Here is a 22,705-nt window from a genome sequence, read left to right on the forward strand (position 1 = left end):
GGTGCCATGCCCACGAGACTGAAGGCAACTGTCCTGCGGAGTTGCCCCGATGAAGCTGTATTTTTCCCCGAATGCCTGTTCCCTCGCCTCCCATATCGCGCTGCGGGAATTGGCCCTGCCGTTTGAATTGATTCGCGTCGACAACCAGAAAAAGCTCACGGCTGACGGTGATGATTTCCTGCAGATCAACCCCAAGGGCTATGTGGCCGCACTGCAACTGGACAACGGCGAGGTACTGACCGAAGGCGCCGCCATCCTGCAATACCTGGCCGACCGGGTACCCGCAGCGGGCCTGGCGCCGGCCAATGGCAGCTGGGAGCGGGTGCGTTTGCAGGAGTGGCTGAACTTTGTCTCCAGCGAGATTCATGGCGGGCTGGGAGTGTTGTTCAAGGACGCGATTCCCGATGAGGTGAAGGCGCTGTTCAAGGCCACGCTGTTCAAGCGTTTTGCGATTCTGGTACAGACCCTGGAGCGCCAGGATTACCTGCTGGGCGTGCAGTACTCGGTGGCGGATGCGTACCTGTTTGTGGTGCTGCGCTGGGCGGGGTTGTTTGATATCGACTTGCAGCAGTGGCCGGCGTTGGCGAAGTTTCAGCAGCGGGTCGGTGAACGCCCGGCAGTGATTGCTGCCTTGGCCGCTGAAAATCCATGACCTGAAATGCGATCAACCTGTAGGAGCTGGCTTGCCTGCGATAGCGATGGTGAATCCAACACCGCTATCGCAGGCAAGCCAGCTCCCACATTGGGTCTTCATTGGTTTAGAGAATGGGTTTCAAGCCATCGTTTTCGATGAATGCGCTTAACGCCAACACATCCACCGACCCCGAACGATCCTGATCCAGGTGCGCCACCTGGCGACGCACCGCCTGATGAATACGCCGGGTGCCCTGCCCCAGTTGAACCGTGCCGCGCAGGTCCACAGCCTGCGCCGCCACGATCAACTCAATGCTGCCCAGCCACACCACGCGCTGCACCAGTTGCCGGGTTTTCTCGACCACCGCCAGCGCCTGCCCCGCATAATCTTCCACGCGATCCGCCACCGGCACGCTCACCGCCGGGATCGGATTGGCCAAGTGCCCGATCTCCGCCACCAACGCCGCACCGGTGCGCTGCAAGGCGGCCATGCCCACGTGCCCAGGCTGGTTGATCAGAAAGCGCGGCAGTTCACTGGAGGCCGGCGACAGCAACTTGGCAATCCGCTCGGCGCTGCACACCGCCACACGGCTCAACGCCAGGCCCAAGCCTTCGGCCGCCAGCGCGAGATGGGTGCTGTCGAAATTGGCCGTGGCCAGCACCAACGCGTCTTCGCTGATCAACGCCGGATTGTCCGCACCGCTGGCAAGCTCCAGCTCAACCACTTCACGCAGTTGCAGCATCGCTTGATGCGCCGCGCCTTGAACCACCGTGGCACAGCGAAAGCTCAGCGGGTCCTGTAGCCGACGCGGGTTGTCGGCCAATTCGCCGCCCGCCAGCAATTCCAGCAACGCCGCTGATTGCCCGCTTTGCCCCGGCGCCGGGCGCAACCGCGAAGCCCACGGCTGGAAAGGACTGAGGTTGGCCCGATAGCCTTCACACGACAACGCCAGCCCCGCCAACACGGCCTGCAATGCCTGTTCGGCCTCGGCCACCAGCAACGCGCCAAGGCCGATACTCGCGGAGTTGGCCGACACCAGCGCCAGGCCATCCTTGCCCGTCAATGGCACGTTCAGCGCCAGACTCAAATGCGCCAACGGCGCCAGGTCGCTCTCGCCCAGCGAGCCGAGCAACGGCACCGCGGGCTCCATGCCACAGTTGAGTAACGCCAACAGCGCCTGCGCCGCACCCGGCGAAATACCCGAACGCCCCTGGGCCAATCCGGCCAGGCGGGCTGCGGTGATCGCGCGTAATTCCTCACGCGTGGCCAGGCGGCCAACGCCCACCGCACGCCCCAAAGGAATGTTTGCCTGCACCGGCGCAACCTGCGTATCCACCGCCGCACCGAGGCCGGTGGTCACCCCGTAAATCGAAGAGCCTTCAGCCACCAGGCGCAGCAACAGTCGATGCCCTTCGTCGATACGTTGGCGGGCCGCATCGCTGAAGTCAGCCGGTGCGTCTTGGCGGGCAATCGACAGCAAATCCTCAATCGTCAAACCGGCGGGATCGAAGTGAATCATGCCCAGCGCAACCGCTGGCCGATCCCCAGGCGTTTGGATTTTTCCAGCAGTGCGTGGCCCAGGGCGATATCGCTGAGGCTCAAGCCACGGTGCCAGAACAGGATGGTTTCCTCGGGGGTTTCCCGGCCGGTTTTCAAGCCGGCGACGATCTGCCCCAACTCGGCATGCAAGGTTTCGGCGCTGAGTTTTCCGGCGTCGACATGGGCGCGCAATGCGCCGAACATCCCGCCCTTGCACTGGCCCCAATCGTCCACCACCAGCTTGTGCATGATGTCGGTCAACGACAGTTCCACCGCGCTCATGGTGCCGTAGGGCACGACGAAGGCACCGGGCTTGATCCACTCGGTGTGCAGCAACGGTTGCGGCTGATCCAGGCGTGAAGCTTCCACCACGATGTCGGCGCCGCGCACCGTGGACTCCCAATCGTCCGTGACAATCACCGGCTTGCCGAGGTCGCGGCGCAGGCGTTCGGCGAAGGCTTCGCGGCTTTCACTGCGGCGCGAGTGCACGCGGATTTCGTCGAAGTCGAACAGGTGGTCCAGCAGCCGCACGTTCCAATACGCCGTGCCACGGGCACCGATGTGCGCGAGGATTTTACTGTCGGGACGGGCCAGGTATTTGGCACCGATGGCGGTGACGGCGCCGGTGCGCATGTCGGTGATCGCCGAGGCGTCGAGGATGGCCTTGGGGATGCCAGTGGCCGGGTCCAGCAGGTTGAGAATCGCCAGTTCCGAGGGCAGGCCCTTGCGGTAGTTATCGACAAAGTCGCCCACCACCTTGACCCCGGCGTAGCCGATTGCGCCGCCCAATACACCGCGCAGCACGTTGAAGTGGCCATTGATTTCACCGCCGGGAATCAGGTGCATACGCGGCTCGATCACCGCCTCGCTGCGGCCCTGGATCGCCAGGCTGGATTCGATGGCGTTGAGGATTTCGTCGTTGGTCAGGGCCAGTTCGTCGATGTCCAGGCCGTTGAGGAAGTCGATGTAGATCGGTTGCATGGTCTGCTCACTGATGGGTTGCGAAGGTCGATGCTGAAGATGCTTTTATGGGGTGAGGGAGATTGCTGTGGGGAGGGAGCTTGTTGTGGTGAAGGAGCTTGTTGTGGTGAGGAGCTTGTTGTGGTGAGGAGCTTGTTGTAGAGAGGGAGCTTGCTGTGGCGAGGGAGCTTGCTCCCGCTGGAGTGCGCAGCGCTCCCGCTTTTTTTGGGGCCGCTACGCAGCCCAGCGGGAGCAAGCTCCCTCGCCACAACAGCTCTTTCCCTAAAGCAAGCTCCCCTGCCACAGCAAGCGCCCTCCCTACAGCAAGCTCCCTTGCCACAGGGATCAAGTTAAGGGGCCTTGAACACAACCTGCTGCACATCGACCTTTTTCGGGATCAGGCCGTTGGCAAAAAACGCGTCGGCCGTACGTTGCTGGTTGGCGATATCCACCGCTTCCAATGGCCGGCTCGGCGTCGGCGAGCGGTGCTGGAAGTAACTCTCCACCACCGCCGGCTGCAAGCCCAATGTCTTGGCCATCAGCGCGACGCTTTCGTCATGCTGGTCCAGCGACAACCGCTGCGCCTGGGCAAACACCTTGAGAATCGCCGCAATCGCCTGCGGGTGCTGCTTGGCAAACGGCCCGCTGGCGATGAAGAAACTGCCCGCCGGGTTCAGCCCCTGGCCATCCCCCAGCACCTTCGCCGAACCGTCCACCACGGCCGCCGAGTAGTACGGGTCCCACACCACCCAGGCGTCGACCTTGCCTTGTTCAAACGCGGCACGGCCGTCGGAGGGCGACAGGTACACCACGTTCACGTCCTTCCACTGCAAGCCGGCACGCAGCAAACTTTTGAGGAACAGGTTGTGGGCGCTGGAACCCTTGAGCAACGCCACGCGCTTGCCCTTGAGTTCGGCCACGCTTTGCACGGTGCTGTCCTTGGGCAGCAGGATGGCTTCGGTGCGCCCGTCATTGGGCTCGACGCCGATGTAGCGAATGTCGATGCCGGCAGCCTGGGCGAAGATCGGCGGGATGTCGCCGATATTGCCGATGTCGATGCTGCCGCCATTCAAGGCTTCGATCAGCGGCGGGCCGCCGAGGAATTCGATCCACTCGACCTTGGTGCCCGGCAACCCTTGCTCGAACAGGTGATGCTCACGGGCGAGCACCATGCTCACCGAGCTTTTCTGGTAGCCGACGCGCAGGGTGGCCGGTTCTGCCGCCAGCAGCGGCCCGGCGCACAGTGCCAGCAGTGTGGCTGCGATGAGCTTGCGCATCAGAGACTCTCCTTGACCTTGGCCGCGACGTCCGCCGGCACCCATTGCTGCCAGACCTGCGGCTGTTCTTTCAGGAACGCTTCGGCCACCTGGCGCGGCGCGCTACGTTTCTCGGCCATTTGCGCGAGGATGCCGTTGAGCAGGTCAATCGGCAGGTCGACTTTTTCAAAGAACGTCACCAGTTGCGGGTACTGCGCCTTGAACGGCGCCGACACGCCAATCGCCAGGTGCGCTGGCATCGAACGAGTACCGATGGGGTGCGGGTTGTTGGCGTCGGCCAGGGTCTTCCAGGCTTCGGCGTTGAACGGTGGTTCTTCCAGTTTGATCAACTTGAAGCGCCCCAGCAGTGGCGTCGGCGACCAGTAGTAGAACAGCACCGGCTTGCCGCGACGGATCGAGGATGCAACCTCGGCATCCAGCGCCGCGCCGGAGCCGGTACGGAAGTTGACGTAGCTGTCGGTCAGGCCATAGGCCTTGAGTTTCTGGCTGTTGACGATCTCCGAGGTCCAGCCGGTGGGGCTGTTGAGGAAGCGCCCACGGGTCGGGTCTTCGGGGTCGCGGAACACGTCCTTGTAGCGGGCCAGGTCGGCGACGGATTTAAGCTCCGGGGCCAGGGGTTTGATGCCCCGTTCGGCGTCGCCCTTGATCACGTACTCCGGCACCCACCAGCCTTCGGTGGCGCCTTTGACGGTGTCGCCCAGGCCGAACACCTTGCCTTCGCTTTCGGCCTTGACCCACGCCGGACTGCGCCCGGCCCACTCTTCGCCGATCACCTGGATATCGTCCTTGGCCAGGGCGGCCTCCAGGCTCACGGTGCTGCCGGGCAAGGTGTCGGTGGGCAGGCCATAGCCTTTCTCGACGATCAGGCGCAGCACTTCGGTGATCAGGCTGCCGCTTTCCCAGGTGATGTCACCGAAGTGGATCGGTTTGGCAGGTTCGGCGGCCGTGGCTGATTGTGCCAGGACGGTGAGTGCCAATAGCGAGCCACCGAGCAGGTTTTTTAGTGTTCTCATGAGTAGCCTCTTGGAGATTCAAGACAGATCCAGAGTGGGCAGTGTCAGTGTGGGAGCTGGCTTGCCTGCGATGCAGACACCTCGGTTTTCCAGGAAGACCGAGGTGATGCAATCGCAGGCAAGCCAGCTCCCACAGTTGATCTCCACACCCTTCAAGATCAGGGTTTAAAAGTCATAACTGAGCCGCGTGTAGTAAAACGCCCCTTCCGGCGCCGTCGGCGACAGGTAGCTGTATTGCTGGCCCGGGGTCTGGCGCAAACGGGTGTTGTAGTCGTCAGGCTTGCTGTCGAACAGGTTGTTGACGCCCACCGACACCCGCAGTTGTTTGGTGAAGGCGTAGTTCACGTCCAGGTCGGTGGTCCATTGCGCGCTGAAGGTCTGGTCGTACTGGGCGTTGGCTTCGCTGGAGGCGTATTTGCGGTACTTGCCGTAACGGGTTTCGTTGAGGGCGATGGTCCATTGGTTGAGTTTGTGGACCGCGCCAAACACCAGCTTGTCTTCCGGGTAACCGTGCTCCAGGAAGCCACGGGATTCACGGGTCAGCACTTCGAAGCCGTTGGGGTTTTCGTGGACCTTTTCGATAGTGGTGCGGGCCTTGGTGTAGCCCGCCGACAGGTTCAGGTTGCCGAACTGCTCAAGGTCCAGGTTGTACTTGCCCACGATGTCGACGCCGCGGGTGCGGGTGTCGGCGGCGTTGGTCATGAACTGCGCCCAGGAGTACTGGCCGTAGCCGGCGTCCTTGAGGATCTGCTCGGCCAGCGGCCCGGAAATACCACCGCTGAACAGCAGGCGGTCACGAATCGAAATCTGGTAGGCGTCGATGGTCAGCGAGGCCTGGTCGGTTGGGCGCAGCACCAGGCCCAGGGAGAAGTTGGTGGACTTCTCGGGCTTCAGCGGCTGCGCACCGAGGGCACGGGCGGCCGGGTTGTCGGCCGGCAGCATGCGGGTCAGCACCGGGTTGCCGTTGGCGTCGAGGTTGGTGGTGGTGGTCCAGGAGGTGCCGATCTGGCCCAGGCTGGGCGCGTGGTAGGCATTGTTGACCGTGGCCCGCAGGCCGACTTTCGGGGTGAAGTCATAGCGCGCCGAGAGTTTGCCGGTGGTGGCTGAACCGAAGTCCGAGTAGTGCTCGGTACGCCCGGCAATGCCCACCTGGAGCTTGTCGGTGACCTGGTTTTCCAGGCCGAAATACACGCCGCCCACATCACGCTTGAAGGTGCCGGCGTCATCCGGGGTCAGGCCCGAAGCCTGCACCGCGCCAACCTGCACGCCGTCGATGCCACCGTAGGAATAGGAATCGTAGTCGCCGGCCTCCAGCCGGTATTGCTCATGGCGGTAGGCGACGCCCGCCGACACGGTGAGTGGATGGCTCGACCAGTCGACGTTCAGATCCTTGGCGTAATCCAGGGTGATGTTGGTCTGGTCGTTGACCAGGGTGGCGACGTTGAACTTGGTCGGGCTGTTGATCCCGTAGCTCGGGTTGACGGTGTTGAAAGCCAGTTCGTCGTGCTCGTCGCGGCCATAGGTGGCGCTCAAATCGAAGCGGCCGATGCTCTCGTCTTCATAGCGGGTGCCGACGGTGACGGCGCCGTCTTCATAGCGATAGCGGTATTTCGGGATGGTGCCGTTGGGGTAGATCCCGGCCACGTTGTTCGGGCTGCTGGCCAGCAGCGGCGGCGTGTTGTTCACCGAAGTGTCCTGGCCGAAGGTGGCGAAACTGTAGAGGCGCCATTGGTCGTTCAGGCCGATTTCGGCGTTGGCCGCCAGGTTGTATTTGTCGCGCCCGGCACCGCCCCAGCGCGGGTCTTGTACCTGGCCGTCGGCGACGTATTTGTCGCCGATGTCATCGGGTTTGTTGTTCAGGGTGTTGAAGCTCAGGGTCAGGAAACCATCCCCCGGCAAGCCGATGCCGTACCAGCCATCGGTGGTTTTGCTGAAGCCGTCGCCCTGGGCGTATTTGCCCAGTTGGGTGTTGATGCCGCCACCGCTGTCGCGCTCCTTGAGCACGATGTTGACCACCCCCGCCACCGCGTCCGAACCGTATTGCGCCGAGGCACCGTCGCGCAGCACTTCGACGTGGTCGATGGCGCTGATGGGGATCATGTCGAGGTCCACCGGCTGCGCGCCAATGAACGGCACGCCACCGGAAATGTTCACCACCGCCGAGGTGTGCCGGCGCTTGCCGTTGATCAGCACCAGGGTCTGGTCCGGGGACAAGCCGCGCAGGGAGGCGCCTTTCGGGTCCTGGCCGCGGGTGGCGCTGTTGTTCTGCGGAAAGTTGAACGAGGGCAGCAGTTGGAACAGCGCCTGGTTGAGGCTGGTGGCGCCGGTTTGCTTGAGTTCTTCGGCGTTGATCACATCCACCGGGGCGCTGCTGGTGAGGGCCGTGGCGTCGCTGCGACGGGTACCGATGGCGACCACACGGTCGAGGGTCGGCGCCTGGGCTTCGGCGGTTTGCGCCTTGATGCTGTTGCTGGCAGGCGCGACTTTGGCGCCTTCCTTGATGATGAATGCACCGTCCGGGCTGACCTGGACTTGCAGGCCGGTGCCCTTGAGCGCGGCGTCTATCGCCTGTTGCGCCGACAGCGAACCGTCGACCCGCGCCGAGGAATAATTGCCCAGCTGCGGCGTGAAGGAAATCACCTGGCCGCTCTGGCGGCTGATGTTCAGCAGCACTTCGTCCAGCGGGCCGGGCGCGATGTGGTAGACCTGCCGCGTGTCTTCGGCGCTGGCGGCGAAGGACAGGAACAGACTGGCCAACGGCACCAGGGCAAAGGTTCGAAGCGGTGTACGGTTGAATGGGCTCACGTTGGCTCCCCCCAAGGAAACTCCTGAGCGCTGCTCCCCGCAGCGCTTACGGGAGTGATGTGGGATGGCCGGGGGAAAACTTGCAGATCGTTTGGTTATGTCGTTAGAACCGACATTCGGAAACGACGCGGTCAACTGTGGGAGCTGTCGAGCTTTAGCGAGGCTGCGATGGTATCGCTGCGGTACATCTGAGAGGCCGAGGTGCTCGCATCGCAGGCAAGCCAGCTCCCACATTGACCGAGGTGAACCGTTTTCAGGTGGCACTGACGGTCACCCACAACCCGGTCCGGCGGGTGATGTGGATCGGCAGGGTGCGTGCCAGGGTGTCGAGGATCTGGTCGGGATTGTCGAGGCGGTACAGGCCGCTGACCCGCAACCCTGCCACCGCCGGATCGAGGCGCAGCACACCGTTGTGATACGGGCGCAGTGCATCGATCACCTCCACCAGCGGGCGGTCGCGCACTTGCAGGAAACCGTCGATCCACGCCGTCGCCCCCGAGGAACTGGCCAGCACCGGGCCGAAGCCGAAGCGGTCATAAGTCACCTCGTGCCCGGCCTCCAGTTGCAGGCGTTCACCGTTCTGGCCGTCGATCTCCAGGGCACCGTTGAGCGCCACCACATGGCCCTGCCCTTCGCGCTCGCGCAGCAACAGGCGAACGCCCAAGGCATGCAGTCGAGCTTGATCGGTCTGGATGAAAAACGGTCGGTTGCTGTCCCTGGCAATCTTCACCAGCAACTCGCCATCGCGCAGGCGCACCACGCGGTGTTGCGGGTCGAACTGGATGTCGGCGGCACTGCGGGCGTTGAGCAGTAACTCGCTGCCATCCGCCAGCGCTACAGTGCGCCGTTCGCCGGTGCCGGTGCGGATATCGGCGGTCAAATCCTCCACCACCGGCCGGGCCAGCCAACCGGCGCCCAGCATCAGGCCAGCGCCCGCCAGGGCACCGCGCAATACGGTGCGGCGGCTGGATGGCGCGTCCAGTGCCTGCTGCAATACCTTGCCGCTGACGCCTTGGGCCTGCGGAATTTGAAACACACCGAGGCGGGTTTCCAGTTGTTGGCACAAGGCTTCGTGACGCGGGTCTGCGGCGCGCCACTGATGGTAACGCTGCCAGTCGGCGGCACTCGCCTCGCCGGAGCGCAGCAACACCACCCAGCGAGTGGCGCTGTCGATCAGGTCGTCGCTCATTCCAGGCACAGCCGCAGGCAGCGGTTGACGGCACGGGTCATGTAGTCGCTGACCGAGCGTTGGGAAATGCCCAGCTCGGCCGCAATTTCCGGGTAGGTCAGGCCATTGAGTTGCGACAGCAGAAAGGTCGCCTTGACCTTGGCCGGCAAGCCGTCGAGCAACTGGTCGATGGCCTGCAGGGCTTCGAGCATCTGCGCCAAATCCTCAGGGGATGGCGCGGGCGAGGTTTCGTCCTGGTCGAGGGCGTCGAGGTAGGCGCGCTCCAGGTCACGGCGACGCCACAGCTGGTACATCAGGCGTTGGGCAATGGTGGTGAGCAAGGCGCGTGGCTGGCGGATCGGCGCCACGCCCGGGGAACTCAACAGTTGGACGAAGGTGTCGGCGGCGATGTCTTCGGCGTGGGCACGGGAATCGAGATGGCGGTGCAAACGGCCGCACAGCCAGTCGTAATGACTGCGGAATAATCCGCCCACGTAATCGCTGTGAGAAGTGTCGGCGCCGGACATAGTGGCTCCATCTGAGTAGGTTGCGCGTTATGTCCGGTGTTCCGGTGGAGCGATCCTAGCAAGGCTGCTTATTCTTTAATAATATTTAAAAGGTATTTTTATATAACCGATCGTTCACACGCTCTGCGTGGGAATGCCGCCTTGGACGCTCTGCGTCTGCTTTGAAATGGTGACGCAGAGCGTCACAGGATGCGTTCCCACGCGGAGCGTGGGAACGATCATTGGAGGCGTGGATAACCCAAGGCTTCAGCCTGCTGCCGGTAATCCAGCAGCACCTGGTAATCCGCTTCGGTGGCGGGCAGCACTTCGTGTACGCCGAGGGTTTGCACCACTTCGGGCAGATCCTGCAAGGCCAGGTTCATGACCTCCCGCAGGTGTTCACTTGAGCCCGGCGCGCTGATGTAAGGCAGCGTCGGGCTGGGCGCGCTGCGGGTGACGATCCTCAGCCCGGCCACTTCCTCTGGCGCAAAACGGGCGAGGTAGTCGTAGGTCACGCTGTCGATGGCGGCAAGGTCGGCGCGGTTTTCCCGCAGCCAGCGCAGGCTTTCGCGATGGGCGCCGCTGATGCCGACTTCGGCAAAGAACCGACCGCCCTGCTGCAGCGGCGCCAGGCGTTCGCGCAGCAGGTTCATGCCGCTGTTGGAGTCATGGCCGTTGATCACGCCGCGGCTGTCTTGGAAGTCCGCCAAGGCAACGCGGGGACTGTCGTCGCGGGTCAGCAGCAGGCTGCAATGCTGGCCGCCGCTGCTGTGGGGCAGTTCGTAGCGCGGGCGGCCAATCACCTGGACTTGCCCGCGCAGCTCGGTCATCAGCGGGTAGCCGCAAGTTTGCGTCAGCAGCAATTGCGGGGCACGCCACAGGCTGCGCAGGTCGAGATGATCAGCCTTGCGGCGGGTCGCGCCCAGGCGCTCAAGGATGCGCGAAAGCCAGCGCTCATTGGCCTGTTGCACCTGCTGCGGCGCCACGTACATCAGCAGTTCGGCGTAGCGGTCACTCATGGTCGTCTCTCAAGCAAAGGGGTGCCGTGGGCTGTCGATGGCCTTGAGCCCGTGACGGCCGATCAACTGGCCGTAACCCTGCACCAGGAACCCGCCGCTGCGCGCCACCCATTGTTCACGCCGTGCGCGGTACACGGTGGGCAGCAAATACCACGGCAGCTTCGGCAAGTCGTGATGCACCAGGTGCAGGTTGTTGTTGAGGAACAGCCAGGTCCACGGCCAGGCGGCTTCGTTAAGCACCGTGCGCTGTTCCGGTTGTGGGTGCGGGCGATGCTCATAGTAGGAACGGATCGCCGCCACCGACAAGGCCGGCACGCTGACCAGCGCCACGTAGTGCCACACCGGCAGCACGCTGTAGTGGGCGATGAAGGTCAGCATCAGCACGGTCACGGTGCCATGGCTCAGCCACATCAGCCACGCCTGGCGCTGGCCTTCGCGCAGGCGCCTGACCTCGTTGCGCGCCAGCTTCCACAGCGCCAGCGGCGAACCCAACAGGAAGCGCCCCAGGACGGTCTTGGTCAGCCAATGCAAGGTGCGCTCGAACAGCGAACTGTCGTCCCACTGCCGCTGATTCAGGTAGCGGCTTTCCGGGTCGACACCGGGCACCGTCAGGTCTTCGTCGTTGTGGTGCACCAGGTGGCAGTTGCGGTACAGGGTGTAGGGGTACCAGACGGCAAACGGTGCGTAGCCGAGGAGTTTGTTCAAAGCAGTGAAGCGGGTGGGATGGCCGTGCAGCAGTTCGTGTTGCAGGGACATCCACAGCGTCACGAGCGGGATCAACAGTGCGGTACTCAGCCACAGGCCAAGCCAGTGGCTGGCGAGGATCACGGCAAACCAGCCGGCATAGACGCCGATCAACAGCAGCCAGGTCGGCCACTCGGTGCGGGCGGTAAAGGTCTGGGCCAGGGCTTCGATTTCCCGGCGCTGGGTTTCATCAAGGTAGTTGGACATCGGCAGCTCAGGGCAGGCGTGGCCGACGAAAAAGTCGGCTTCATCCTGCTCTGTGCAATGGGGCGGGAAAATCTTGCAGATCGTTTGGTGCTTAGCTTAGAACTTAATGACCGAACAGGTTGCTGTCGGTTTTCTTGGCCTTTTTCTCGGCGCGTTTTTCATCGGCGGTCTTTGCCGGTTTCTTCTTGTCAGCTTTCTTGGAATTCAGACCTTTGGCCATGATGCGTGCTCCACGTACAGGGGATGTAACACTGGGTATAACACCGATTGCCCAACAGAAGGCGCTTTGCCCGACTTATAATCTGCGCCCCCTGGATTCGCGTGTTTGAAAACCATGCCCGAGTTGCACATTGACCGACTGGCAGAGCCGTTGTGGCCGCTGCTGAACAAGTTCTATCGCAGCCATAACTCACCGATGAAGGCCCTCAAGGGTGGCCAGTTGTGGGTGGCCAGGGGCAGCGAGATTGTCGCGGGCCTGTGCCTGACGCCGGTGGTGGGTGGGCAGTGGTTGACCGGGCTGTTTGTCGACCCGGCGCTGCGTGGCCAGGGGCTGGCGGCGCAATTGATTCGCGCCTCGGTCGCAAGCGTTGAAGGCACGGTGTGGCTGCTGTGCCATCCGGACCTGGAAGGCTTTTATCAACGCCAGGGTTTTACCCAGGACACGTTGCTGCCGCAGTCCTTGTCGGAGCGCCTGGTGCGCTACAAACGCAACAAGCCGATGATCGCCATGGGCTTAGAACCGTTGGTGAGGTCGACCTTCAATAAAGTGTGATCAGCCGTTGTGGGCCCCATGCTAGCCTCGGCGGCACCAGCGGCCTATTACAGGATGATCATGAAAGCGACCCTTGCAGCCTTATCCCTTGCAGCCCTCCTCGCCCCGGCCTTGAGCCAGGCAGCCGAAGCGCCGGTTTCCGCCGAGCAGTATGCAACCGTGCTCGCCGGCAGTTGGCGCGTGCCTGCCAACAGCGCGCGCGATATTTATCGCCACCCGCAGCAGACCCTGGAATTCTTTGGCCTGCGGGCCGACCAGACCCTGATCGAAATCACCCCCGGTGGTGGCTGGTACAGCGAGCTGCTGGCGCCGCTGCTCAAGGATAACGGCCACTACATCGCTGCCGTGCAGGCGCCGAACAGCAGTGCCTACGCGCGTACATCAGAAGAAAACCTGAAAAAGAAATTCGCCGCAGACCCGGTGCATTATTCCAAGGCCGGCTTCGCCGAGTTCGACCCCAAGGCTCCAGTGCTGGGCAAGCCTGGCTCGGCCGACACCGTGCTGACCTTTCGCAACGTGCATAACTGGGTGATGGCGGATACGGCGCCGGCGATGTTCGAGGCGTTCTTCAAGGTGTTGAAACCGGGCGGCGTGCTGGGGGTGGTGGATCACCGGGCCAAGGACGGGGCATCGCTGGAAGACATCAAGCACAGCGGTTACCTGACCACCGCGTATGTGGTGAAACTGGCGACGGATGCGGGGTTCAAGCTTGAGGGGCAGAGCGAGGTGAATGCCAACCCGAAAGATACCAAGGACTACCCGGATGGGGTCTGGACCTTGCCGCCGGCGTTGACGTTGGGGGAAAAGGACAAGGCGAAGTATGTGGCGATTGGTGAGTCGGACCGGATGACGTTGCGGTTTGTGAAGCCCGCAAAATAAGCTGAATGCACGCAGAACAAATGTGGGAGCGGGCTTGCTCGCGAATGCGGTGGATCAGTCTATATCTTCGGTGACTGGCACTCCGCTTTCGCGAGCAAGCCCGCTCCCACAGTTTGAGGTGTGTTTTGCCTGAGGGTTATTCGTCTGCGGTGGGATCCATATCCGGGAACATCACTTCGATAAACCCGAACTTGCTGAAATCGGTAATCCGCGATGGGTACAGCCGGCCGATCAGGTGATCGCACTCGTGCTGTACCACCCGCGCGTGAAAGCCTTCGGCAATCCGCACAATCGGCTCGCCCTTGGGGTCAAACCCTTCGTAGCGAATCTGCTGGTAACGGTCCACGGCCCCACGCAAACCAGGCACCGACAGGCACCCTTCATAGCCTTCTTCCAGCACCGGGCTGAGCGGCGTGATCAGCGGGTTGATCAGGATGGTCTGGGGCACCGCGGGCGCGTCCGGGTAGCGTTCGCTGCTCTCGAAACCGAAGATCACCAGTTGCAGGTCCACTCCAATCTGCGGCGCGGCCAGGCCGACGCCACCGACGTGTTCCATGGTCTGGAACATGTCATCAATCAACTGCCACAGCTCGGGGCTGTCGAACATTTCCGGCGGAACCGGCGGGGCAATGCGCAGCAGGCGCTCATCGCCCATTTTCAGGATTTCACGGATCATCGATCAGACTTCATCGGTAGTGGGCTTGAGGGAAGGGTCGCGGCCAAGGCCTGAGACATGCTTTTTTTCGTCGTGCTCGCCAAAGTCCTTTTCACCAGGATCCTTGCCTTCGGCCGACATGTGTTCGATCACCGCGTTCATCTCCGCCCCCAGCAACAGCACGGCAGCCGAGATGTAGAAGTACAACAGCAGCACAATGATCGCGCCGATACTGCCATACATGGCGTTGTAGTCGGCAAAGGTTTTGACGTAGTAGCCAAAACCCAGGGAAGCGACGATCCAGACCACCACCGCCAGCACCGACCCCGGTGTGATGAAGCGAAACTTCTGCTTCACGTCAGGCATCACGTAGTACATCAACGCCACGGAGAACATCAACAGGATGACGATCAGCGGCCAACGCAGGATGGTCCACAGGGTGACCACGAATTCCTGCATGCCGATCTGCCCCGCCAGCCATTCCATTACCTGGGGCCCGAGCACCATCAAGGCGGCGGCGGCCAACAGCATGCCGGCGAAGCCTACGGTGTAGAAAATCGACAGCGGGAAGCGCTTCCAGATCGGTCGGCCTTCCACCACGTCATAGGCGGCATTCATCGCACTCATCATCAGGCGCACACCCGCCGAGGCGGTGTACAGCGCGATCACGATACCCACCGACAACAGGCCACCCTTGGATTGCTGCAACTGGTCGATCACCGGGTTGACCTGCTCCAGGGCCTGGGGCGGCAATACCAGTTCCGATTGCATGCGCAGCCAGGTGAAGAAGTCCGGCAGGTGCAGGAAACCGATCAGGGCAATCAGGAACAGCAGGAAGGGAAACAGCGAGAACAGCATCTGGTAGGCCAGCGCCGAGGCGTACGTAGGCATCTCGTCATCGAGGAACTCTGTGACAGTGCGCACCAGCACTTTGTGCAGGGGCAAGCCTTGTAATACCGGAAAAATCATAGCGTCTCCTTTCGCCGCAAAAAGTTGAGTTCGTGGGCGACTCAGGGGCCGTTTTCTACATCAAGGTAGCTTATTTGGCGACCTTGAAACAATTTCCAAACTTTAATCACTGCAGGTGACACAAAAACGGCCATCCGTGGATGGCCGTCGGGCTGCTGGAGTGCAGGCAGCCAGGTCGGGACTATTTGACCGCTTTCTTTACTGCGTCCTTGGTGTCGCCGACTGCTTTTTGCACTTCACCTTTCTTTTCCTGAACCACGCCTTCAGCCCGCAACTTGTCGTCGCCGGTGACTTTGCCAACACCTTGCTTGATGTTGCCTACGGCTTCGTTCGCCAAACCTTTTGCCTTATCCGATGTGCTACTCATGGTATTTCTCCTGGGAACAATCAAGGATTTTGGTCACTACGTAAACGTTGACCCTTGGCCTTTCCAGAGAGTTTCAATTATTTTTTCAGCGGCATTTCATCGCGCCGTACAGGTTTGGCTTTATGTTTTGCGGCCAACCCACGAGAATGCCGGGCACATCCAGGCGCAAGCGCTGGGTAACAGATCCCGTAGGAAGGTTATGAAACTCAATAAAGCACAGGCCATTGCCCGCAGAAACCAGGAACTGGGCGGTGCCGTACTCGGCGTCAACAACTGCCACTTCACCGACCTGGACCGCAAACGCAACATCTGGTGGTTCGACCTGCCGGTGGGCCGGATTGCCGTGGGCCAGTACGAGTGGATTCACTTGTTGATGCACAACGCCGAAAGCGACCAGTTGCTGCACCTGAAGGTGCCAACGGTGTTTCTGCGCGAGAAGCTGGAAGGCCTGGTGGTGCGCAATGCCGGCAAGCGCAAGCCGGAGATTACCCTGGAGCTGAGTGCCGACAAGGACTCGTTCCTCAAGGACGTACGCCCGGCCGGTGCCGGTGTGAGCTTCGCGCAGTTCGCACTGTAGGAATACGGTAAAACCTGTGGGAGCGGGCTTGCTCGCGAATGCGGTGTGTCAGTAACCGGTATATCACTGGCACACCGCTTTCGCGAGCAAGCCCGCTCCCACATTTGGATTGCATTTCAATGCGGGAAAATCAGCGTTCAATAAAAAGCCACGCATCTGCGGGGCTTTTTGTTGGGGCCGATTTACTTCTTCAAACCCAGCTTTTTCAGTTCTTCATCCCGCAGTTCGCGGCGCAGGATCTTGCCCACGTTGGTGGTCGGCAGCGCATCGCGGAATTCCACGGCCTTGGGCACCTTGTAGCCGGTGACGTTGGCGCGCATGTGCTCCATCACCTGGTCTTTGGTCAGGCTGGCACCCGGCTTGACCACGATGAAGATCTTGATGTGTTCCCCGGACTTCTCGTCCGGCACACCAATGGCCGCGCATTGCAGCACGCCCGGCAGGGTCGCCAGCACGTCTTCCAGCTCGTTGGGGTAGACGTTGAAACCGGAGACCAGAATCATGTCCTTCTTGCGGTCGACAATGCGCATGTAGCCATCCGGCTGGATGATCGCGATGTCACCGGTCTTCAGCCAGCCTTCGCTGTCGAGGATCTCGGCGGTGGCGTCTTCGCGTTGCCAGTAGCCCTTCATCACTTGCGGGCCCTTGACGCACAACTCGCCCACTTCACCCAGCGCCAGCTCGACGCCGTCATCGGTGATGACCTTGCACAGGGTCGACGGCACCGGAATACCGATGGTGCCGATCTGGATGTTCTGGATCGGGTTCACGGTGGCCACCGGGCTGGTTTCGGTCATGCCGTAACCTTCGCAGATGGAGCAGCCGGTGACCGCTTTCCAGCGCTCGGCCGCCGCCAGTTGCAGGGCCATGCCGCCTGACAGGGTGACCTTCAGCGCCGAGAAATCCAGCTTGCGGAAGGCGTCGTTGTTGCACAGGGCAACAAACAGGGTGTTCAGGCCGACAAAGCCGCTGAACTTCCACTTCGACAGTTCCTTGACCATCGCCGACAGGTCGCGCGGGTTGCTGATCAGGATGTTGTGGTTGCCGATCAGCATCATCGCCATGCAATGAAAGGTGAAGGCATAGATGTGGTACAGCGGCAGCGGGGTAATCAGGATCTCGCAACCTTCATTCAGGTTGGAGCCCATCAGCGCCTTGCACTGCAGCATGTTGGCGACGAGGTTGCGGTGGGTCAGCATCGCGCCCTTGGCCACGCCCGTGGTGCCGCCGGTGTATTGCAGCACGGCGACTTCGTCGCTGGCGGGGCTGACTTCGTTCACCGGCTGGCCGTGGCCCTTGGCCAATACGTCGTTGAACTTGATCGCCTTGGGCAAGTGATAGGCCGGGACCATCTTCTTCACGTACTTGATGACGCTGTTGATCAGCAGGCGCTTGAGCGGCGGCAACAGGTCGGCGACTTCGGTGACGATCACGTGCCGGACGGAAGTCTTGGGCACGACTTTTTCAGCCAGGTGCGCCATGTTGGCCAGGCAGACCAGGGCCTTGGCACCGGAGTCGTTGAATTGGTGTTCCATTTCCCGCGCGGTGTACAGCGGGTTGGTGTTGACCACGATCAAGCCGGCACGGATGGCACCGAACACGGCGACCGGGTATTGCAGGACGTTGGGCAGTTGCACGGCGATTCGATCACCGGGCTGCAAGTCGGTATGCTGTTGCAGGTAAGCGGCGAAGGCGCCGGACAGTTCGTACAGTTCACCGTAGGTGATTGTCTTGCCCAGGTTGCTGAAAGCCGGTTTGTTGGCGAAGCGTTGGCAGGACTGCTTCAGTACCGCCTGAATATTCGGATACTCGTCTGGATTGATTTCTGCAGCAATCCCGGCGGGGTACTTATCCTTCCAAAAGTCTTCGATCATGGAAGCCCACTCCTCAGCGACGCGAATTCATTCATCGCATTTGATGCGATTATTATTTGTTTGTTTTTGGGTGAGTCTGGCGGTTAAAAGCAGGCCAAGAGGTCACAAAGCGCGCCGAGAGTAGCAGCTTTGCCAAGGGCCGCCTAGAGCCAAAAGAGGCCCCTACGGTCATAAACATGACTCAAGAATATCTAATGGTCATTTTTAGAGCAAAGATTCTATAAGCCAAAAAAGGGCTCTGGAATGGGCTTCTACGCATTTAAACTGAATGAATAAAAACCAAATGTGGGAGCGGGCTTGCTCGCGAAAGCGCAGTGTCAGTCACAGGATATGTCGACTGGTACACCGCTTTCGCGAGCAAGCCCGCTCCCACATTTTTTGACCTTATTTCAAATCAGGCGATGTCGCGCAATTCGCGCCGCAGGATCTTGCCCACCGGCGTCATCGGCAACGACTCACGCAGCACAATATGCTTGGGCACCTTGTAGCCGGTGAAGTTGGCCTTGCAGTAGGTCTTCAGCTCTTCAAGGCTCACGCCCTGGGCACGGGCCACCACAAACAGCTTCACCGCCTCGCCGGTACGCTCGTCCGGTACGCCGATCACCGCGCAGCTGGCCACCGCCGGGTGCGCCATCACCACGTCTTCGATCTCGTTGGGGTACACGTTGAACCCCGAGACGATGATCAGATCCTTCTTGCGATCAACGATGCGCACAAAGCCGTCCGGGTCGATCACCGCGATATCGCCGGTCTTGAGCCAGCCTTCGGCGTCCAGGGTCTCGGCAGTGGCCACCGGTTGCTGCCAGTAGCCCTTCATCACTTGCGGGCCCTTGATGCACAGCTCGCCCCGCTCGCCCAGCGGCAGCTCCGCGCCGTTGTCGTCGATGATCTTCATCGCCGTGCACGGCACCGGAATGCCCACGGTGCCCAGCTTCGATTTGCCGCCATAGGGGTTGGTGCTGGCCACCGGTGAGGTTTCGGTCAAGCCGTAGCCTTCACCAATCGCGCAGCCGGTCAGTTGCTGCCAGCGCTCGGCCGTGGCCTTGACCAGTGCGGTGCCGCCGGAGTTGGTGAGCTTGAGGTGGGAGAAATCCAGGCTCTTGAAGTCCGGGTGGTCCATCAAGGCCACAAACAGGGTGTTGAGCCCCAGCAGCCCGGTGAAGCGCCACTTTTTCAGCTCCTTGATAAAGCCGCCGATGTCCCGGGGATTGGTGATCAGTACGTTGTGGTTGCCCGACACCATCATGCACATGCAATTCGCGGTGAAGGCATAGATGTGGTACAGCGGCAGCGGCGCCACCATCACCTCCTGGCCTTCCTTGATCAGCGGATGGCCGTCGTCTCCCAGTTGCGACATGCACGCCCGCACTTGCTGCATGTTGGCCACCAGGTTGCCGTGGGTAAGCATTGCGCCCTTGGCCAGGCCGGTGGTGCCGCCGGTGTATTGCAGCACCGCGATGTCGTCGAGGGTCACCGGATGGCGGTTGAGTGCCTGGCCGGCGCCCATGCGCAGGGCGCGCTTGAAGGAGATGGCTTGCGGCAGGTTATAGGCCGGGACCATCTTCTTCACCTTGTCGACCACGGTGTTGATCAGCCAGCCCTTGGCGGCGGGCATGAAGTCGCCCATCTTCGCTTCGATCAGGTATTCGATCTCGGTGTCCTTGCTGACTTCTTCAACCCGCGAGCCAAACAGGTTCAGGTACACCAGCGCACGAATGCCGGCATCCTTGAATTGGTGACGCATTTCCCGCGGGGTGTACAACGGGTTGGTGTTGACCACGATCAGCCCGGCGCGCAGGGCGCCGAACACGGCAATCGGATAATGCAGGACGTTGGGCATCTGCACGGCAATGCGGTCACCCGGCTTGAGGTCGGTGTGCCACTGCAGGTAACCGGCGAACGCGGCGCTGCGCCGATCCAGCTCGGCGTAGGTCAGGGTGATCCCCATGTTGCTGAACGCCGGACGATCGGCAAAGGTCTTGCAGGAACGCTCGAAGACTTCGATCACCGATTTATAGGCTGTGAGGTCGATCTCGTTGGGAACCCCGGCTGCGCGTTTGTCATTCCAGAAATCAGGTTGCATTATTCTTGTCCTCTTACCTGAGTGGTCCGGCCGCTTTTGATGTTGCGATGAAAGCGGAGCTTTGGGGACGTTAGCAGCTATGGTCAATCAGGCAAATACAACAAGATGCGTCATTGATTGTGTGAATCTCCCCGCCAAGGCCAGCGCTGATCCAGCGGCCTGCGGTGAATGAGCTATACACTGCAACGACCCTGAGCAAAGGAAGCGCCATGAACCACACCACTTTCTGGCTGACCGCGAATGACCGCGGTCGGGTGTACGTCAACCAGTGGCTGCCGGACGGGCCGCCCAAGGCGCTGATCATGCTGGCCCACGGCATGGCCGAGCACAGTGGCCGCTATGCCCGCCTGGCCCAGGCGTTGTGCGATGCCGGCTACGGCCTGTACGCCCCCGACCAGCGCGGCCACGGGCGTACCGCCGACGAGGGCACCCTGGGGCTGTTCGCCGAGAAAGACGGCTGGAACAAGGTGGTGGGCGACCTGGCGAGCCTCAACCAGCATATCGGCCAGCAAGCGCCGGGGGTGCCGATCATCCTGCTGGGCCACAGCATGGGCAGCTACATTGCCCAGGCGTACTTGCTGCACCACAGCGCGAGCCTTAACGGGGCGATTCTCAGCGGCTCGAATTTCCAGCCGGTGGCGCTGTACGGCGCGGCCAAGGTGATTGCCCATGTCGAACGCCTGCGCCAGGGGTTGCGCGGGCGCAGTGCGCTGATTGATTTCCTGTCATTTGGATCGTTCAACAAGGCGTTCAAACCCAATCGCACCGCTTTCGACTGGCTCAGCCGTGACGCGGCCGAGGTCGACAAGTACGTCAGCGACCCGCTTTGCGGCTTCCGTTGCACCAACCAGCTGTGGATCGACCTGCTGGGCGGCTTGCAGCAAATCAGCAAAGCGTCCAATCTCGCTCAGATAGACCCGGGGCTGCCCATCCTGATAATGGGCGGTGAATGTGATCCGGTCAGTGAAGGCAAGCGTCTCAAAAGTCTGGCCAATGCGTTGCGTGAAGCCGGCTGCCAGCACCTGGAACTGAACATTTACCCACAGGCGCGCCACGAATTATTCAACGAAACCAACCGTGATGCGGTCACAGCCGACGTGCTGACGTGGCTGGCCCAGGCAGCAGTGCTGCGCCGCCCTACTCGCTGCGAATGATTTTTCGTTTAAAATCAATATATTAAGATTTCTGATTAGCCACAGGATGCACCAACTGATGACCCAGGTTACCAACACGCCTTACGAAGCCCTCGAAGTCGGCCAGACCGCCAGCTACAGCAAAACCGTCGAAGAGCGCGATATCCAGTTGTTCGCGGCAATGTCCGGCGACCACAACCCGGTGCATCTGGACGCCGAATTCGCCAAGGCGACCATGTTCAAGGAGCGCATTGCCCACGGCATGTTCAGCGGCGCCCTGATCAGCGCGGCGGTTGCGTGCGAGTTGCCTGGGCCCGGCACGATATACATCGGCCAGCAAATGACCTTCCAGAAGCCGGTCAAAATCGGCGACACCCTGACCGTGCGTCTGGAAATCCTCGAGAAGCTGCCGAAATTCCGCGTGCGCATCGCCACCCGCGTATTCAACCAGCGCGATGAACTGGTGGTAGACGGCGAAGCCGAGATCCTCGCGCCACGCAAGCAGCAGACCGTGACCCTGACCGAACTGCCGGCCATCAGCATCGGTTGAACGAATGCCCATGAAAAAGCCCCGCATCTGCGGGGCTTTTTTATTCAGGCGGGGCTCAAGACTGAGCGCGAGCCTGGTTACGCAGGGCTTTCACCTGGTCGTGGTTGCGTTGCGCGCCGTGGAACTGACGCTCTACCAGGTCACGAATGCCCAGCAGGTTGTGCTTGTTGATCTTCTCGATCGCTTCTTTGTAAGCCTTCAGTGCGTGGTCTTCACCGCGCTCGGCTTCGTTCAGCACGGCTTCTTCGTCTTTACCGGTCACCATCGACTTCACGTCGACCCAACCACGGTGCAAGGCACCGGCGACGCTACCGGAATCTTCCGGATCGCCACCCAGCGCTCTTACTGCGGTCTGCAGTTCGGCAGCGGCGGTACCGCAATCAACGGAACGTTTGGCAAACAGGGCTTTGAGTTCTGGGTGCTTGATGTCTTCTGCGCAGGTCTTGAAGCCTTCCTGGCCGTCTTTGCTGGTCTCGATCAGGTCGTTGAGTACAGAGATCGATTCTTTGTTGATATCAGTCATTTTTCAATTCCTTCGCGGGTTAAGAAACGTGTATTAGTAATTGCAGCGCCCGTGCCAGCTTTTGAAAAACAATTTATTACTTAAATTTCAATAAGTTAGCCAATACACAAAAATCTGTATCCGCTTTATTTGCATGATCTGTCATTTGGCCTCCATGCAGAATGCCTGTATTTTCCAAGGCATCGACTCAAACACCTGAAGCCGCAATGAACCCTGAAAAACTTGAACTGCTGATCACCCGCGAAATGCCCTTCGGCAAGTACAAGGGCCGGATCATTGCCGACTTGCCCGGCCCCTACCTGAACTGGTTCGCCCGTGAAGGTTTCCCCCACGGCGAACTGGGCGGGTTGCTGGCCCTGATGCAGGAAATCGACCACAACGGTTTATCCGAACTGCTGGAACCCCTACGCGCCAAGCACGGCAAGCCCGCCCCTCGTTATTAATAGAGCAC

22 protein-coding genes are annotated in these 22,705 nt (G+C 61.1%); 7 read left to right on the forward strand and 15 right to left on the reverse strand.

What is annotated here, in order from left to right; all coding sequences use genetic code 11:
- Positions 1-49 precede the first annotated feature (49 nt).
- Positions 50-652: a glutathione transferase GstA gene (gstA, locus tag HX818_RS01910; protein ID WP_177019377.1), complete on the forward strand. Its 603-nt coding sequence runs from the start codon at positions 50-52 to the stop codon at positions 650-652.
- A 106-nt stretch (positions 653-758) separates the two neighbouring features.
- Here the strand turns inward: gstA and HX818_RS01915 are convergent, their stop codons facing one another.
- The 9 genes from HX818_RS01915 to HX818_RS01955 form a co-directional block, all read right to left on the reverse strand.
- Positions 759-2,153 carry an aromatic amino acid lyase gene (locus tag HX818_RS01915; RefSeq protein WP_177019378.1) on the reverse strand — a complete coding sequence of 465 codons (1,395 nt, stop codon included), beginning with the start codon at positions 2,151-2,153 and terminating at the stop codon, positions 759-761.
- Positions 2,150-3,154, reverse strand: a complete 1,005-nt coding sequence (locus HX818_RS01920) for an ornithine cyclodeaminase family protein (protein ID WP_177019379.1) — start codon at positions 3,152-3,154, stop codon at positions 2,150-2,152. Before HX818_RS01920 ends, HX818_RS01915 begins: the two co-directional genes overlap by 4 nt.
- Before the next feature lie 329 nt (positions 3,155-3,483).
- Positions 3,484-4,410 (reverse strand): aliphatic sulfonate ABC transporter substrate-binding protein, encoded by a 927-nt coding sequence (locus tag HX818_RS01925; RefSeq protein WP_008431606.1) that lies wholly within the window; start codon positions 4,408-4,410, stop codon positions 3,484-3,486.
- A complete protein-coding gene (locus tag HX818_RS01930; RefSeq protein WP_177019380.1) occupies positions 4,410-5,423 on the reverse strand; it encodes an ABC transporter substrate-binding protein in 1,014 nt (337 codons plus the stop codon). Before HX818_RS01930 ends, HX818_RS01925 begins: the two co-directional genes overlap by 1 nt.
- 165 nt (positions 5,424-5,588) lie before the next feature.
- On the reverse strand, positions 5,589-8,228 hold the full coding sequence (locus HX818_RS01935; protein WP_177019381.1) for a TonB-dependent receptor: 2,640 nt from the start codon (positions 8,226-8,228) through the stop codon (positions 5,589-5,591).
- 253 nt (positions 8,229-8,481) lie between these two features.
- Positions 8,482-9,417 (reverse strand): FecR domain-containing protein, encoded by a 936-nt coding sequence (locus HX818_RS01940; RefSeq protein WP_177019382.1) that lies wholly within the window; start codon positions 9,415-9,417, stop codon positions 8,482-8,484.
- Positions 9,414-9,923 (reverse strand): sigma-70 family RNA polymerase sigma factor, encoded by a 510-nt coding sequence (locus HX818_RS01945; protein WP_003213062.1) that lies wholly within the window; start codon positions 9,921-9,923, stop codon positions 9,414-9,416. The genes HX818_RS01940 and HX818_RS01945 overlap by 4 nt, the downstream gene beginning before the upstream one ends.
- Positions 9,924-10,141: 218 nt before the next feature.
- Entirely contained in the window at positions 10,142-10,921 is a 780-nt protein-coding gene (locus HX818_RS01950) for a phosphate/phosphite/phosphonate ABC transporter substrate-binding protein (protein ID WP_177019383.1), read from the reverse strand.
- A gap of 9 nt (positions 10,922-10,930) precedes the next feature.
- Positions 10,931-11,872, reverse strand: a complete 942-nt coding sequence (locus HX818_RS01955) for a fatty acid desaturase (RefSeq protein WP_003213058.1) — start codon at positions 11,870-11,872, stop codon at positions 10,931-10,933.
- A 334-nt stretch (positions 11,873-12,206) separates the two neighbouring features.
- Between HX818_RS01955 and HX818_RS01960 the strand changes: the two genes are divergently transcribed.
- Positions 12,207-12,644 carry a GNAT family N-acetyltransferase gene (locus HX818_RS01960; protein ID WP_087693187.1) on the forward strand — a complete coding sequence of 146 codons (438 nt, stop codon included), beginning with the start codon at positions 12,207-12,209 and terminating at the stop codon, positions 12,642-12,644.
- A gap of 60 nt (positions 12,645-12,704) precedes the next feature.
- Complete coding sequence (locus HX818_RS01965; protein WP_177019384.1) at positions 12,705-13,523, forward strand: class I SAM-dependent methyltransferase; 819 nt, start codon at positions 12,705-12,707, stop codon at positions 13,521-13,523.
- 136 nt (positions 13,524-13,659) lie between these two features.
- Here HX818_RS01965 and def read toward each other — a convergent pair whose 3' ends face one another.
- The 3 genes from def to HX818_RS01980 form a co-directional block, all read right to left on the reverse strand.
- A complete protein-coding gene (gene def, locus HX818_RS01970) occupies positions 13,660-14,199 on the reverse strand; it encodes a peptide deformylase (RefSeq protein WP_003213049.1) in 540 nt (179 codons plus the stop codon).
- A gap of 3 nt (positions 14,200-14,202) precedes the next feature.
- Positions 14,203-15,147 (reverse strand): YihY/virulence factor BrkB family protein, encoded by a 945-nt coding sequence (locus tag HX818_RS01975; protein WP_003213047.1) that lies wholly within the window; start codon positions 15,145-15,147, stop codon positions 14,203-14,205.
- A 181-nt stretch (positions 15,148-15,328) separates the two neighbouring features.
- Entirely contained in the window at positions 15,329-15,514 is a 186-nt protein-coding gene (locus HX818_RS01980) for a CsbD family protein (protein WP_177019385.1), read from the reverse strand.
- Positions 15,515-15,713: 199 nt separating this feature from the next.
- On the opposite strand from HX818_RS01980, the gene HX818_RS01985 reads away from it, so the two are divergent.
- Complete coding sequence (locus HX818_RS01985) at positions 15,714-16,091, forward strand: hypothetical protein (protein ID WP_003213043.1); 378 nt, start codon at positions 15,714-15,716, stop codon at positions 16,089-16,091.
- Between the two features lie 182 nt (positions 16,092-16,273).
- On the opposite strand, the gene fadD1 is transcribed toward HX818_RS01985, so the two are convergent.
- Positions 16,274-17,965 (reverse strand): long-chain-fatty-acid--CoA ligase FadD1, encoded by a 1,692-nt coding sequence (gene fadD1 / locus HX818_RS01990; protein WP_003213041.1) that lies wholly within the window; start codon positions 17,963-17,965, stop codon positions 16,274-16,276.
- Positions 17,966-18,359: 394 nt separating this feature from the next.
- A complete protein-coding gene (gene fadD2, locus HX818_RS01995; RefSeq protein WP_177019386.1) occupies positions 18,360-20,048 on the reverse strand; it encodes a long-chain-fatty-acid--CoA ligase FadD2 in 1,689 nt (562 codons plus the stop codon).
- 209 nt (positions 20,049-20,257) lie between these two features.
- Between fadD2 and HX818_RS02000 the strand changes: the two genes are divergently transcribed.
- Together HX818_RS02000 and HX818_RS02005 are read left to right on the forward strand one after the other, a co-directional pair.
- Positions 20,258-21,202, forward strand: coding sequence for an alpha/beta hydrolase (locus HX818_RS02000; protein ID WP_177019387.1), 945 nt, complete (start codon positions 20,258-20,260; stop codon positions 21,200-21,202).
- Positions 21,203-21,260: 58 nt separating this feature from the next.
- Entirely contained in the window at positions 21,261-21,731 is a 471-nt protein-coding gene (locus HX818_RS02005; protein WP_003213034.1) for a MaoC family dehydratase, read from the forward strand.
- Positions 21,732-21,786: 55 nt separating this feature from the next.
- Here HX818_RS02005 and HX818_RS02010 read toward each other — a convergent pair whose 3' ends face one another.
- Positions 21,787-22,254 carry a PA2169 family four-helix-bundle protein gene (locus HX818_RS02010; RefSeq protein WP_003213033.1) on the reverse strand — a complete coding sequence of 156 codons (468 nt, stop codon included), beginning with the start codon at positions 22,252-22,254 and terminating at the stop codon, positions 21,787-21,789.
- 206 nt (positions 22,255-22,460) lie between these two features.
- Here HX818_RS02010 and HX818_RS02015 point away from each other — a divergent pair, with 206 nt between their 5' ends.
- A complete protein-coding gene (locus HX818_RS02015) occupies positions 22,461-22,697 on the forward strand; it encodes a DUF3820 family protein (protein ID WP_177019388.1) in 237 nt (78 codons plus the stop codon).
- The last annotated feature ends 8 nt before the right edge of the window (positions 22,698-22,705 follow it).

This window comes from Pseudomonas sp. F9001 (assembly GCF_013385435.1).
In the GTDB taxonomy this organism is placed as follows: domain Bacteria; phylum Pseudomonadota; class Gammaproteobacteria; order Pseudomonadales; family Pseudomonadaceae; genus Aquipseudomonas.